Annotated in this window: 11 protein-coding genes; 1 reads left to right on the forward strand and 10 read right to left on the reverse strand. The window is 34.3% G+C overall.

From position 1 onward, the window contains the following. Positions 1–173: 173 nt before the first annotated feature. Complete coding sequence (gene ggt, locus FPB0191_RS07595) at positions 174–1,877, reverse strand: gamma-glutamyltransferase (protein WP_052236865.1); 1,704 nt, start codon at positions 1,875–1,877, stop codon at positions 174–176. Between the two features lie 323 nt (positions 1,878–2,200). Between ggt and nfsB the strand changes: the two genes are divergently transcribed. Then, positions 2,201–2,845: an oxygen-insensitive NAD(P)H nitroreductase gene (gene nfsB / locus FPB0191_RS07600; RefSeq protein WP_039105102.1), complete on the forward strand. Its 645-nt coding sequence runs from the start codon at positions 2,201–2,203 to the stop codon at positions 2,843–2,845. 93 nt (positions 2,846–2,938) lie between these two features. On the opposite strand, the gene FPB0191_RS07605 is transcribed toward nfsB, so the two are convergent. From FPB0191_RS07605 to purK, 9 genes are all read right to left on the reverse strand, one after another. Next, positions 2,939–4,627, reverse strand: coding sequence for an ABC transporter ATP-binding protein (locus FPB0191_RS07605; RefSeq protein WP_082018277.1), 1,689 nt, complete (start codon positions 4,625–4,627; stop codon positions 2,939–2,941). Then, positions 4,627–5,682 (reverse strand): ABC transporter permease, encoded by a 1,056-nt coding sequence (locus tag FPB0191_RS07610; RefSeq protein WP_052236866.1) that lies wholly within the window; start codon positions 5,680–5,682, stop codon positions 4,627–4,629. The genes FPB0191_RS07605 and FPB0191_RS07610 overlap by 1 nt, the downstream gene beginning before the upstream one ends. A 2-nt stretch (positions 5,683–5,684) precedes the next feature. Beyond that, complete coding sequence (locus tag FPB0191_RS07615) at positions 5,685–6,758, reverse strand: microcin C ABC transporter permease YejB (protein WP_039105104.1); 1,074 nt, start codon at positions 6,756–6,758, stop codon at positions 5,685–5,687. 21 nt (positions 6,759–6,779) lie between these two features. Continuing rightward, a complete protein-coding gene (locus FPB0191_RS07620) occupies positions 6,780–8,600 on the reverse strand; it encodes an extracellular solute-binding protein (RefSeq protein WP_039105105.1) in 1,821 nt (606 codons plus the stop codon). A gap of 135 nt (positions 8,601–8,735) precedes the next feature. After that, positions 8,736–9,437: a leucyl/phenylalanyl-tRNA--protein transferase gene (aat, locus tag FPB0191_RS07625; RefSeq protein ID WP_039105106.1), complete on the reverse strand. Its 702-nt coding sequence runs from the start codon at positions 9,435–9,437 to the stop codon at positions 8,736–8,738. Between the two features lie 343 nt (positions 9,438–9,780). Continuing rightward, on the reverse strand, positions 9,781–11,085 hold the full coding sequence (amtB, locus tag FPB0191_RS07630) for an ammonium transporter AmtB (RefSeq protein ID WP_082018278.1): 1,305 nt from the start codon (positions 11,083–11,085) through the stop codon (positions 9,781–9,783). A gap of 76 nt (positions 11,086–11,161) precedes the next feature. Continuing rightward, positions 11,162–11,500: a P-II family nitrogen regulator gene (gene glnK / locus FPB0191_RS07635; RefSeq protein WP_039105108.1), complete on the reverse strand. Its 339-nt coding sequence runs from the start codon at positions 11,498–11,500 to the stop codon at positions 11,162–11,164. A gap of 281 nt (positions 11,501–11,781) precedes the next feature. Continuing rightward, positions 11,782–13,266, reverse strand: coding sequence for a dGTPase (gene dgt, locus FPB0191_RS07640; protein WP_039105110.1), 1,485 nt, complete (start codon positions 13,264–13,266; stop codon positions 11,782–11,784). A 28-nt stretch (positions 13,267–13,294) separates the two neighbouring features. Further along, positions 13,295–14,374: a 5-(carboxyamino)imidazole ribonucleotide synthase gene (gene purK / locus FPB0191_RS07645; RefSeq protein WP_039105112.1), complete on the reverse strand. Its 1,080-nt coding sequence runs from the start codon at positions 14,372–14,374 to the stop codon at positions 13,295–13,297. Between the last annotated feature and the right edge of the window lie 18 nt (positions 14,375–14,392).

A 14,392-nucleotide genomic window follows, 5' to 3' on the forward strand; every position in this document is an offset into this window, starting at 1 on the left:
GTGAAATATCACAAGAGTGAGCTTGCATATGAACAATAAAAATGGAAATTCAGTCAACCAGTATCTAGATTGACTGATATTTGATAATGTTTAGTCTTTAAATCAACTCACTTGTTCAATAAGAATATATTCACTATTGAGCTTAAAAATGCATTTTAACCAATCTAGTTGTTTTAATTAGTAAGCATTGATCGACCACGTCCCCGAATATCAGAAACAGCATTAGGTTGATTATCAAGAATTTGAATTGCTTGAATGTCACCACTAAAATCTTGCTGATAAAAATTATACCCCATATCTTCAAGAGTTTGTTTAAACTGTTTTGAAACTCTATTTTGGAAACGTTCTATAAAAATCTGATCCTTTGGTAATAATTGGTGATGATAACGTGGTGCAAACACCGCTTCACTTAGTGACATTTGGTTATCAAAAACGTTTGTAATAACCTGAAATATTGAAGTGAAAATTCGAGATCCGCCAGGTGTACCAATTACTAATAATACTTGATTATCCTTAGTTATAATTGTCGGTGTCATGGAAGATAAAGGTCGTTTGTTTGCTTCAATCGCATTTGCATCATTTCCTACCACTCCAAATTGATTGGCAATACCGGGTTTACTGCTAAAATCGTCCATCTCATTATTTAGAATGATGCCTGTCCCTTTAATTACAATAGCTGAACCAAACCAACCATTTAACGTGTAAGTGTTTGATACAGCATTACCCCATTTATCCACCACTGAAAAATGCGTCGTCTGTAATTTTTCTTTATTATCACTTAAACCGGGTTGGATCTCATCAGTATTTGAGATAGCAGTTGGATTAACCTGATTCGCTCTTTCCAATAAGTAGGCATGATCAATCAATTTTGTAACAGGAACCGAAATAAAATCAGGATCACCCATATAATTTGCACGGTCTGCAAATACGCGTTTTTCAATTTCTGCCAATAAATGAATGTATTTAGGTGAGTTAACTTCAATATTTTTGAATTCGTCTGCTAAAATGTTCTTCATTGTTAATAATTGAATTAAACCTACACCGCCAGAACTTGGTGGAGGAGCAGTAATAATTTGCATCCCTTGCCAGTTAGCAATTAATGGTTTGCGCCATTTAGCTTGATAATTAGCTAAATCAGCTTCAGTAATTAATCCACCATTTTCAGCCATTTGTGAAGCAATAAGTTTTGCTGTTTCACCTTTATAAAACCCATCCATTCCCTGTTTAGCAATAAGTGTTAATATATTTGCCAATTCAGGCTGTTTAAACAGTTTGCCCGTTTGTAAACCAGAGAAATATTTTTCAAAATAACTATTATTGGGCGCTTTTCCTAAAACTTCCTGATAACGCTGTGCTAGTTGAGATTCGACATAAAAACCATCATTTGCAAACTCAATTGCTGGTTGTAACACTTGTTGCCAAGGTAAACGTCCAAAGCGTTGATGAACCGACCACATCCCGGCTACTGTACCCGGTACACCTGGCGCTTTATATGAATATAAACTTAAGTTATCGATAACTTCTTTATTCGTATCTAAATACATATCTCTAGAAGCTAAGGCCGGCGCCACTTCTCGATAATCAATAAAATATGGTTTACCATCCATTAGTAAGGTCATGAAACCACCCCCACCAATATTACCGGCTTCAGGATAAGTTACAGCTAGTGCAAAAGCCGTTGCAACTGCTGCATCAACGGCATTACCACCTTTTTGTAATATTTGTTGTGCAGCTAATGCCCCATAATAATCAGGTGAAGCTATCGCACCGGCATCTAAGGTAGTATTGTTTTTTTGTAAAGCAATAACATTTTGGCTGAAAATTAACAATAAAATGAAACTACAGCATTTAACTATTGTTCTCCTAAGATAAAACATATTTACCTCCTATTAGATAGTTAATTATAGTTATTTAATAGTAATGACTATTTTTAGTAGTCAAATATTGAAAAAATCAAGCTAATTGCCAATATATCACACAAAAAACAGAAGATTTAATAATAACTACTTATATAAGAGCCTTATAAACTGATTAATTGTATTATGTATCAGTAAGTACACGGATTAGTAAGACATTGCTGCTTAAATAATTCCGCAAATGCTCTCATTAAATTCATCTTTTAAGATTGAGACATTTTATTGTTTGATTAAAGAGGAATATAGTTATAATAATAAAAGACAATATATACAGGAGCCGTTATATGAACATTGTTGAAATTTCCCAAAAGCGCTACACAACAAAACACTATGATAAAAGTAAAAAAATCCCTAAAGATAAGCTAGACCAACTTCTAACGGTACTGAAAAATAGTCCTTCTTCGGTGAACTCTCAACCTTGGCATTTTTATATTATTGATAATGATGCAGCAAAAAATAAAATTCTACCTGCAATTACAGATTTCAATCGCCCCCGAGTTACTGACTCATCGCATACTATCGTCTTTTGTATTAAAACACCTTTAGATGAAAAACATTTAGCTAATCTCCTTGAGCAGGAAGATAAGGATGGACGTTTCCCTAATCCAGGTCTTAGACATTCTCAGGATCAAGGTCGACATCACTTTGTTAACCTCAATAGCTCAACGATTGAATCTCAACAAGCTTGGGAAGGTCGACAATTATACATTGCATTAGGACAATTACTCTTTGCTGCTGCTGCCATCGGAATTGATTCAACTGCTATTGAAGGTTACGATTCAGCAAAAATGGATGAACTTCTCGGATTAAAATCGTTAGGGCTTAAGAGTGTTGTATTAGCATCGCTAGGCTATCGTGCTGATAGTGATGGAAATGCTCATCGACCAAAATCACGTTTACCAGAAGAACAAATATTCACATTCTTATAAGTTTTGGATTAAAGTGGGTCAAATCGTCCCACTTTAGCTTGATGTTAATATAGTTTTTTGCATTTAAAATTAAACAATTACAAACATATTTTATTAGACATCCCGTCGCCTAATTAATAGCGCATCATTCCAATTGATTTGATTAGGATCTTTTACATGCTTTTTATCTGAATCATTTTTCAGTTTTTCTTTAAAAGATTTATCTACAAATGATAGTAATTTTTGAGTATATTCATGTTGTGGTTCATTAAAAATCTGATTACGTTTACCACTTTCAACAATGCGACCATCTTTCATCACAATCACTTGATGGCAAAATGAATAAACTAAAGATAAATCATGACTAATAAACAGATAACTTAATTGATATTTCTGTTGCAATAATTTTAATAACGTAATAATTTGCAATTGCACCGTGCGATCTAATGAAGACGTTGGTTCATCTAAGATTAATAACTGCGGTTGTAAAATGAGTGCTCGGGCAATTGCTATACGTTGTCGCTGCCCACCTGAAAACTCCATAGGATATCGATAGCGCCATTTTGGATCTAACCCTACTTCGCGCATTATATCAATGACCCTTTGTTGAGTTTCTTTCTTACTAAGTTTCTTGTGAGTTCGTAAACCTTCACTGATAATTTGCTCGACATTTAATCGAGGATCCAGTGATGAAAAAGGATCTTGAAAAACAACTTGAATTCGACTACGAAATGGTAATAAACGTTTACGACTCAATTTTGATAAATGATGACTATCAAACCAAATATCCCCTTCGGATTTAATTAACCGTAAGATAGCTAAGGCTGTTGTACTTTTACCTGAACCTGATTCACCGACTAATCCAACTGTTTCACCCTCATGAATGACTAATGCAACATCATCAACAATTCGGCGTTTCTCTTTTTTAAACCAACCTAATTTCGTTTTAACTTCTACATTTAAGAAATTAACATTAAGTAAAATACCCGGCATTTTAGGTAATGGTACGGGATCGCCTTGTGGTTCAGAGTTAATTAATAATTTAGTGTATTGATGTTCAGGACGTAAGAAAATACGATGTCGATTATTAAATTCTACGATCTCGCCTTGCTTCATTACGGCAACATTATCAGCAATTTTCTTTACAATCCCCAAATTATGGGAGATGAACAAAATACTCATATTCAATTCTTGTTTTAGTTCTTTTAATAATTGAATGATTTGTGCTTGTACGGAAACATCTAATGAGGTTGTCGGTTCATCAGCGATTAATAATTGCGGATGAGTTAAAATTGCCATGGCTATCATTACACGTTGACGTTCTCCCCCTGATAGTTGATGAGGATAACTGTTTAAACGACTTTTAACATTCTTAATTCCAACACGCTCTAAATAATCAATGATTTCACTACGAGCTTTTTCTCGATTTATACCTAAATGAAGTGATAATACTTCATAAAGCTGTTTTTCTATAGTATGTAAAGGATTGAGTGATACCATTGGATCTTGGAAAATCATGCTAATACGATTACCACGAATTTGTTGTAAGGTTTTTTCTTTAACCGCTAACAAATTTTGCTCTTGAAACCAAATTTCCCCACTATTATAGATAACCTGCTTGGGATGTAGTAATTTTAAAATTGATAATGCTGTGACCGATTTACCACTACCTGACTCACCCACCAAAGCAACTGTTTCCTGTTCATTAATAGCAAAACTAACATGTTTAACGACAGGCAGTAATCCTTGCGATTGCTTAAAAGAAATAGACAGATCATTAACATTTAAAATAGGTTGATTCATTAATTCACTCCCTTGTTTGAATCAAAGGCATCTCGAACCGCTTCACCGATAAAAATTAATAAAGATAGCAAAATAGCAATAATTAAAAAGGAACTTATTCCTAACCAAGGGGCATGTAAATTGTTTTTACCCTGTAATAGTAATCGCCCTAATGATGGTGAATCAATTGGTAAACCGAAACCAAGAAAATCTAATGACGTTAATGTGGTTATAGAACCACATAAAATAAAGGGTAAAAAAGTTAATATTGCAACGGTTGCATTAGGTAAAATATGCCTAAACATAATTTTACAGTCACTTAATCCCATTGCTTTTGCTGCTAAGATATAATCAAAATTACGAGTACGTAAAAATTCAGCTCGCACTACACCTACCAATGCAGTCCAACCAAATAATACTGTGATGGCTAATAACCACCAAAAATTCAGTGGCATAATGCTTGATAGCAATATAATCATGAAAAGAACAGGTAATCCGCTCCAAATCTCTATGAATCGTTGCCCAAGCAAATCAATCCATCCTCCATAATAACCTTGCAATGCACCTAAAAAAATGCCGATTACTGATGTTAGCATACCTAAAAACAATGCAAATAACATCGATATTCGGAAACCGTATAACAAATTAGCCAATACATCAAATCCAGCATCAGTAGTACCTAACCAATGTTGAGCTGAAGGAGGCGTGGGAAAAGTTGTTGATGTATCATAAACTAATGTTGCATAGCTATAGCGAAACGGTGGCCAAATAATCTTTCCATTATGTTGCATAATATTATCAATAATAGCCGGATCAAGATAATTCGTCGGTGTTGCAAATTCACCACCAAAAACTGTTTCAGAATAGGTCTTAAATATTGGGAAATAATAATTATCCTGATATTCCACTAAAATTGGCTTATCATTCATGATGAAATCCGCCATTAAACTTAAGACGAAAAATAACATAAATAGCCATAATGAAATATAACCACGACGATTTTTTTTAAAACGCTGCCAACGTAGTTGATTAATGGTATACGGAACAGGCGCTTGTAGTTGTTTATTATTGCTCATTATTATCGTGCCTCAAAATCAATACGTGGGTCAATTAGCATATAAGTTAAATCAGTAATTAATTTAGTAACTAACACGATTAATGTAAAGATATACAATGTTCCAAAAATAATAGGATAATCGCGTTGAATTATGGCTTCATAACCCAATAAACCCAATCCATGGAGCGAAAAAATCACTTCGATTAACAATGATTCCGTAAAAATAATACCAATAAAAGCAGCCGGAAAACCAGATATAATGAGTAATGTAGCATTACGAAATACATGGCGATAAAGTGTTTGCCGTTCACTCAATCCTTTAGAGCGGGCGGTTATAACATATTGTTTATTGATTTCATCTAAAAATGCATTTTTAGTTAGCATTGTCAAACTTGCAAAGCCACCTATCACCATGGCCAAAGTTGGCAAACAAATATGCCAAAAATAGTCTTTTATTTTCCCCCAAATATCAAATTGCTCAAATTCTGACGAAACTAGACCTCGTAGAGGAAAAATATCCCAATAATTGCCACCGGCAAACAAGACAATTAATAAAATAGCTAATAAGAATGCTGGGACAGCATAACCGACAATGATAATGACACTTGACCAAAAATCAAAAGATGAGCCGTCTTTGACTGCTTTACGAATACCAAGAGGAATTGAAATTAGATAAACTAATAATGTTGTCCATAATCCCAATGAGATAGAAACAGGTAAACATTTAGCAATTAAATTGATAACAGAATCACTTTTAAAAAAACTATTACCAAAATCGAAAAATATATAATTTTTAACGGTATCGATATAACGCTGCCAAATTGGCTTATCAAAGCCATATTGCTTCTCAATAGCAGCTATAATTTGCGGATCTAAGCCACGTGAGCCGCGATAAAGTTGATTTTCATTACTTATTACGACTCTTTCACTATTGGGTAATATATTTTGACTGCTATCAATCCCCATTTCAATCATCGCTATTGCTTGATCAACTGGTCCACCAGGAGCAATTTGTACAACGAAAAAATTAAGTGTCAGAATTGCTAATAAAGTAGGAATAATAAGTAATAACCGTCGTATAATATAACCTAGCATGATTAATTGTCCTTTCAACCATTATTTTTTAGTTAGTTTCCCTGCTTTATTTGCATCATACCACCATGTATTTAGCCCACTACTATAAGTAGGTTTTATTGGCGGTTTAGCAAATTTGTTCCAGTAAGCGTAGTTAATATAACGCGGTGACCACATTGGAATCATAGGATAAAAATGTGTTAAAACGCGATCTAATGCTCTACCTAAATAGATTAATTGTTCTTCATCATCAATATAATCAGGGATAAGTCCAATCAATTCATCGATCGCTTGATGATGTAATCCTGATGTATTCCAGCTTGAATTCAAATAATCACTGCCCCACAATATTGATAACAAGGAAGTTGGATAATCAATATTACTATAAGTAGTTGGTATCATATCGAAATCACGATGCCGTAAGCGACGAGTCATTTGAGCATAATCAACAGAATTGATATGTAAAGTAATTCCTAATTTTGCTAAATTTTGCTTAAATGGAATAACAAACTTCAAATCAGAACCCATATAGGTTAATAGTTCAAATTCAAACGGTTGGTTGGTTTTTTTATTAACCAATTGATTGTCTTTAACAATCCATCCAGCTTGTTCAAGTAATTGACTAGCAGCTAACAAATTTTCGCGATTAAATCCGTCACCATTACTTTGCTTAATTTGGTAAGCTTCACCATAGACAGATTGTGGTAAAATTGCAGCATAGGGTAACAATAAATCTCGTTCACGTTTACTAGGTTTTCCTTGAGCCGCATAGGGTGTAAAAGCAAAAAAACTGGTAGGTTGAATATAATTATCATAATAATAAGCATGATTTAACCAATTAAAATCAAATGCAAGAGTCAATGCTTGTCTTACACGAATATCCGCAAACAATGGTTTTTCCAAATTAAACGCTAGCCAATGCGTTACGACAGACTTAGTTACTTCATCTTGTTGTTTGATAATATAACCTTTATTAAAATACTGACCTTGATATTGACTGAACCATTTTTTTGGTTGTGTTTCGTTGCGAAAATCATATTCACCAGCTTTAAAGGCTTCTAACGCCACATCATCATCAACAAAATAATCGAAGCGTCTATATTCAAAATTATTGATTCCTTGATTAACGGGTAAATCTTTCCCCCAATAATTTGGATTTAACTGATAAACCGCATAATGACCTAATTTATAATCACTGATGATGTATGGTGCACTACCAATTGGAGGCTCAGATAATGGTTCAGCTAAATCCTTATCGTGCCAAAAATGTTCTGGTAATACTCTAAAATTACCAATAAAGTTCAATAATCTTTCTCGATTTGGTTCAGGTAATTCAAAGCGTACGCGATAAAGGTCTAACGCTTTTACTGTAACACCTTGATAATAAAGACGATATTGGGGTACCCCTTGTGTCATCATTTTATTAAAACTAAATTCAACATCTTTGGCTGTTATAGGTAGACCATCACTAAAACGTGCTTTAGGGTTAATAGAAACTTCTGCCCATTGATATCGATCTGAGTAGGTTATAGCGGTTGCAACGAGAGGATAGTAGCTATTAAGTTCATCATCTGATGAGGTAAAAAGTGTTTCATATAGTTCATCTGATGATCGTTCTGCAATACCACGACTTGCAAGGCGATTAAAATTATCAAAATTGCCAATCACGGCTAATCTAAGTGTACCACCTTTTGGTGCATTCGGATTAACATAATCAAAATGTCTAAAATTATCGGTATATTTAGGCGTACCGATTAAAGAAAAACGGCTTGCCGTATAAACATGTTCTGCAGGAAGTAAAGATGTTTGGTATAAATCAGATAATGGCACCGATTCAACTAATTCTTGACTGTATGCCGGCATTGAAATCGTACCAATAGCACATAGAACTATTAATAATCTCGATAACCTTTCCCTATTCAGTCTATTATTAATTTTATTTTTATACATTTTATTCTCGCTATCTCACAATGCGACTATTTGATCTAAATTCTACGTTTAACAGAAAGAATGATAACGTAAATATTGTTTCTGATAACAGTGTGGTTTTAAAATTATTGTTTGCAATTGTTTAAGATACCGTAAATAATCCTTTCTTGGAATATTGAAAGCACCTAACTGTGCTGTATGTTCATTAAGAACCTGACAATCAATTAGCAACCCACCACAATCAGCAAAATGATGACTAAAGGCGTAGAGTGCAATTTTCGAGGCATTTGATTTAAGGCTGAACATCGACTCACCACAAAAAATACCTCCCTGTGAAACACCATATAAGCCACCTATTAAATAATCATTTTGCCAAACTTCTACAGAATGAGCAAAACCTAATTGATGAAGTTTGCTATAGGCGTTAATCATTTCATCAGTAATCCACGTGTCACCATGATTTTTGGCACATCCATGAATAACGGACAGAAAATCATGGTTAATAGTTACTTGATAGTCGCATTTCTTCAAAAATTTACTAAAAGTTCGATTAACATAGAATTGGAGAGGATCAAATACTGCTCTTGGATCAGGTGACCACCATAAAATAGGTTCATCCTCACTAAACCACGGAAAAATACCTTGATGATAGGCAGCTAACAACCTTTCCACAGATAAATCCCCTCCCTGAGCTATAAGTCCATTGTAATAACTCAATGCATTATTGGGATCGGGAAATGTTAAGCAATCGTCTAAATTGGTTAGCAACACACAAAAATCCTAGTAACAAGAAGAAGTTTAAATTATAACGCAAAAATAACTTAATATGTGTTTTTATCATCTTTTATCTAATGAGAGCTTAATAGTTATTTATCAATTAGAAAATAAGTCATTGATTTATTATCATTCCTACAATTCTTATGATGCAAAAGTAATAAAAAAGCATCGGATATTATTATTAAGCTATAATTTAATTGAATGTATAGTCAAAATACCATTCTGATAATGGTAGGAGATAGACATAAGCGGTTTCATTTATTATTCAAACAAATAGATTTTTTTACTCAATTGAGGGGCAAATTATTGCCCCATAATAAATTATTGCTAAAATTATTTAATCATTAAAGGCACTTTCGCCATGACTATTAATATCCAAACCTTCACGTTCATGATCGATACTAACACGTAAGCCTACAAGTTTATCTGCCACTTTAAAAGCAATCAAGGCTACAACTGCTGTCCATATAACGCAGGTTATAATACTCATTACTTGGATAAATAATTGTTCAATCATAGAAATATTATTTTCAAAACCAACTCCACCTAAGGATTCAGCAGTGAAAATACCTGTCAAAATACAACCTACAATACCACATACGCCATGTACACCGAACACATCACAGGTATCATCAACTTTTAATAATCGTTTTAAACCTGATACGCCCCAAACACCAGCAACACCACATATTAAACCAATAATTAAAGCTCCCCCTACTCCGACAAATCCGGCTGCTGGAGTAATACCAACTAAACCAGCAATTACCCCTGAACAGGCGCCTAAGCACGATGGCTTACCACGATGAATCCATTCTACAGCTGACCAAGCTAATACACCGGCTGCTGTCGCCACAACGGTATTGATAAATGCTAATCCAGCAATTTCGTCGGCATGAGTTGATGAACCAGCATTAAAACCAAACCAACCGATATATAAAATTGCGGCACCGATGTAAACATATGGTAAATTAAATGGTTTGAGCGGTTCTTTATTAAAACCTATTCGTTGCCGAACTAAATAAGCACCAATTAACCCGGCTACTGCTGCATTAATATGTACAACCGTACCTCCTGCGAAATCTAAAGCACCTTCATTACCTAAAATGCCACCACCCCAAACCATATGAGCCATCGGTACATAAGAAAAGGTAAACCAAATCACCATAAAAATCATAACCGCGGCAAATTTAATTCGTTCAGCAAATGCACCAAGAATTAAACAACAGGTTATACAGGCAAAAGAACCTTGAAATGCTACCCAGATTAATTGATAAATAGATCCTTCTACATCGGTAATAGCAATACCTTTTAATAATACCCACTCAAAATTACCAAAAAACCAATTCCCATCACCAAATGCCAATGAGTAACCATAAATTACCCACAATACAGCTATCAATGAAAAGCTGATTAAAACTTGTGATAGCATTGATAAGATATTTTTCGAGCGCAATAAACCACCATAAAATAAAGCGATACCGGGTACAGACATAAATAATACTAAAACAGTGCAGATCATCATAAATGCATTATCAGCTTTATCTGCAACCGTTTTGACGATCACTTCTTCAACAATGATATTTTCAGCCCAAGCATTACTGGATAATAATAATCCGAGCAATAATAAGATACGTTTTATCATCTTGCATATTCCTTAACTCATTTCATTATAGGATTAAACCCTAATTAATGGTTTGTATATAAAAATTCATTTTTTATTAAAGAGCAGCTTCATCTGTTTCGCCTGTACGGATGCGAATGACACTTTGTAACTCCGTAACAAAAATCTTTCCATCACCAATTTTTCCTGTGTGTGCGGATTGTGTGATCGTATTGATTACTTCATCAAACTGTTCATCAAGAATTGCAATTTCAATTTTGACTTTGGGCAAAAAGTTTACGGTATATTCAGCACCCCGATACAATTCAGCATGCCCTTTCTGGCGACCAAACCCTTTCACCTCTGTAACAGTTAATCCCGTCACATTAATGTTCGATAATGCTTCGCGAACTTCTTCTAATTTGAAAGGTTTAATAATGACCGTTACTAATTTCATAGACTATCTCCGATTAATTTCAGATATTTAAGTCATTGCAAATAACATGCCAAACTTTAATTGAAATATTCTATAAAGATGAGAGATTAAATGACTATTAATAAAAGTCAGTGGGTATTGAGAAATAACGTTTTACTTTCTCTTGATATTTTATTTTTTAAACCGTTATGAGATGGAAAAAATGGCTAAATAGGTGCACAACAAAGTTTATGCACCGATTCTTGTTTGATAGGGTTGCCCATTTTAAGATCACGGGAGCAATGTAATGCACTACGATAGTGCTAATCACAGACCATCAGTTTACGATATTCATCATATGCGAAATGGTCAGTCATACCACTAATATAATCTTGAATTAAACGGGCTCGATAATAGAATTCCCAAATATCAAATTCTAAATCATAAATATTTAATTCATCAATTGCATTTAAGTAAGCTTGGCGGTGTTTTTCGGGTAATTTGTGGAATAATCGGGTTTCAATCATATAGTCAGAATGACTATCTTTTTTTATTAACTTCAAAAAGTCTCTAGATGGCATCTGTAATAAAGGGCTATAGATATCTAATAAACCACTTATAATGCGATAACCTTGTAACTCAATAATTTCAATAGAGTCATGATTAAAAATATATTTAATCGCGACTCTTTTAAAGATTTCCAATAATCTACATTCAGCGTCTCGATCTTCTAATAACGCTTGATTAAACGAACCAGCATAGACTGACTCGATATTCTCAATAAAGCGTTCTGCTGCATGAGGAACTAAGCTGTTAATTGTATTAACACGTAAATACATAAAGAACTGATCGACAACCATACCGCGATTTTCATTATTCATTGCACTTTGATAAGCTGCTTTAATGACAGAGTCAAATAGATCACCTTTCTTAACTTGCCCCCACTCTTGCCATAAATATTGATATAGCTGATCAACCGTAAAAATACGTTTTTCGACAGCATCTTCTAAATCTGCAATGCAATAGGAGATATCATCCGCGGCCTCAACAATATAGGTTAATGGATAACGGTGAAAAGGAACCATATCCAATGTCGTCATTAGGGTTTTAACAAATGGTTCTTCTGATAAATAATAACCTGGTTTTTTCATCAAATAACGATACTTATCTGCAATCGGTTCAAACCAGTAAGCTGGTTTGGTGTATTTTAAAATACAGGCTATTTGTGAATAGGTAAGATTGAGTTTTAGTATTGATTGCACTAATCTGATTGCTTGTGCATTACCATCGAAATTACATAAATCTTGCCGAATCTTGCGACGTAACGCATTTAACTGTAACTGTTCAGGTTGATAACTTAAAGCGGTATATTGTGTTGAACCTTCAACGCCTAATTTATTATTAAACCAATTATTAATAGCTATTTCACCAAAATGCCCAAACGGCGGGTTACCAATATCATGCATTAAACATGCCATTTCAACTAAACTTTCGACAATAACAGCCAAATCTTCAAGACCATAAGCGATTAATTGATGATTATTACTTAACCGTTGATAAATCTCTTTAACAATATAGCGACCAACTTGTTGTACTTCTAAGGAATGGGTTAAACGGGATCTTACAACAGCATTTCGTTCCAAAGGAAAGACTTGTGTTTTTTGCTGTAAACGACGAATTGCAGCAGAGTTCAAAATTCTTCCACGATCACTCTCAAAATAACGAATGAGTGAATAACTATCATTAGGTAAATCCTTGGTAGGCTTGGTTTGACGTTGATAACTTATTTTTTTATGAAAATCAACCATAACACACACTCCTTGGAGTCGTTTTATTTTATTGTTTGTTAGCTTGTAAAACTTCTTTTGCCCATTGAATTGCTAAGGAATAATCGTCCGGCAAAATGTCCTTTAAATCAGATAAACATGCATTTATCTTTTGCGAATCTAAATGAGTTAGGTTTAAATGCCCTACCTTACGAGCTGGTCTAACTTCTTTATTATACCAATGAAGATGTACTAAAGATTGATTTAACCAAGCTGCATTATAAGGTGTACCAATCAGATTAACCATAACAGAGGGCGCAAAAACAGCTGGGGTAGGCAAAGCTAAATCTAGAATTGCACGTAAATGTAATTCAAATTGACTTATTGAGGCACCATTTTGAGTCCAATGTCCACTATTATGCACACGTGGTGCCAATTCATTAATTAATAATTGATCACCAACTAAAAAACACTCCATTGCCATAACACCAATGTAATCTAACTTAGCCATAATCATCGATAACATTGATTCAGCTTTTGATTGTAGCACCGTATTACTTTGAGAAAATGCCACACTCATTTTTAAAATACCATCTTGTTGCAGATTATGTGTGAGTGGATAAAAAACCATTTCACCATGGCGATTACGGGCACCAATCAAGGATAATTCACCATCGAAATTGATCGCCTGTTCAACGATTGCAGATTGATAGGCATCACTGGGAACTTGTGTAATCGTATCAGAATTTACACGCCATTGACCTCTCCCATCATACCCGCCCACTCGACGCTTAATAATTAACCGCTCACCTAATTTAACAAATAACCGTGACCAGTCTGATTGATGATTTAAAGGTTCCCAATTTGCAGTAGGTAATTTAAGATCAGAAAGCAATTGCTTTTGCGTTAAGCGATCTGCAATGATAGGGAAAATGGCTCGGTTAATAAAAGCGTCATGATTTGCTAACGTGCGAGTGAATGGTGTGTCTGGCCAGCGTTCAATTTCAGCTGTAATCACTGCATCTTTATAATCTAAACTATTAGGCTCAATGTCTGAACCTACTGGATAAACATCAATCCCTAAAGGTTCACCCGCTTGTTTTAGCATTCGGCCTAATTGTCCATTACCCAATACACATACTTTTTTCATGACAAACCCTATTGATAA

This window comes from Frischella perrara, from assembly GCF_000807275.1.
GTDB lineage: Bacteria > Pseudomonadota > Gammaproteobacteria > Enterobacterales > Orbaceae > Frischella > Frischella perrara.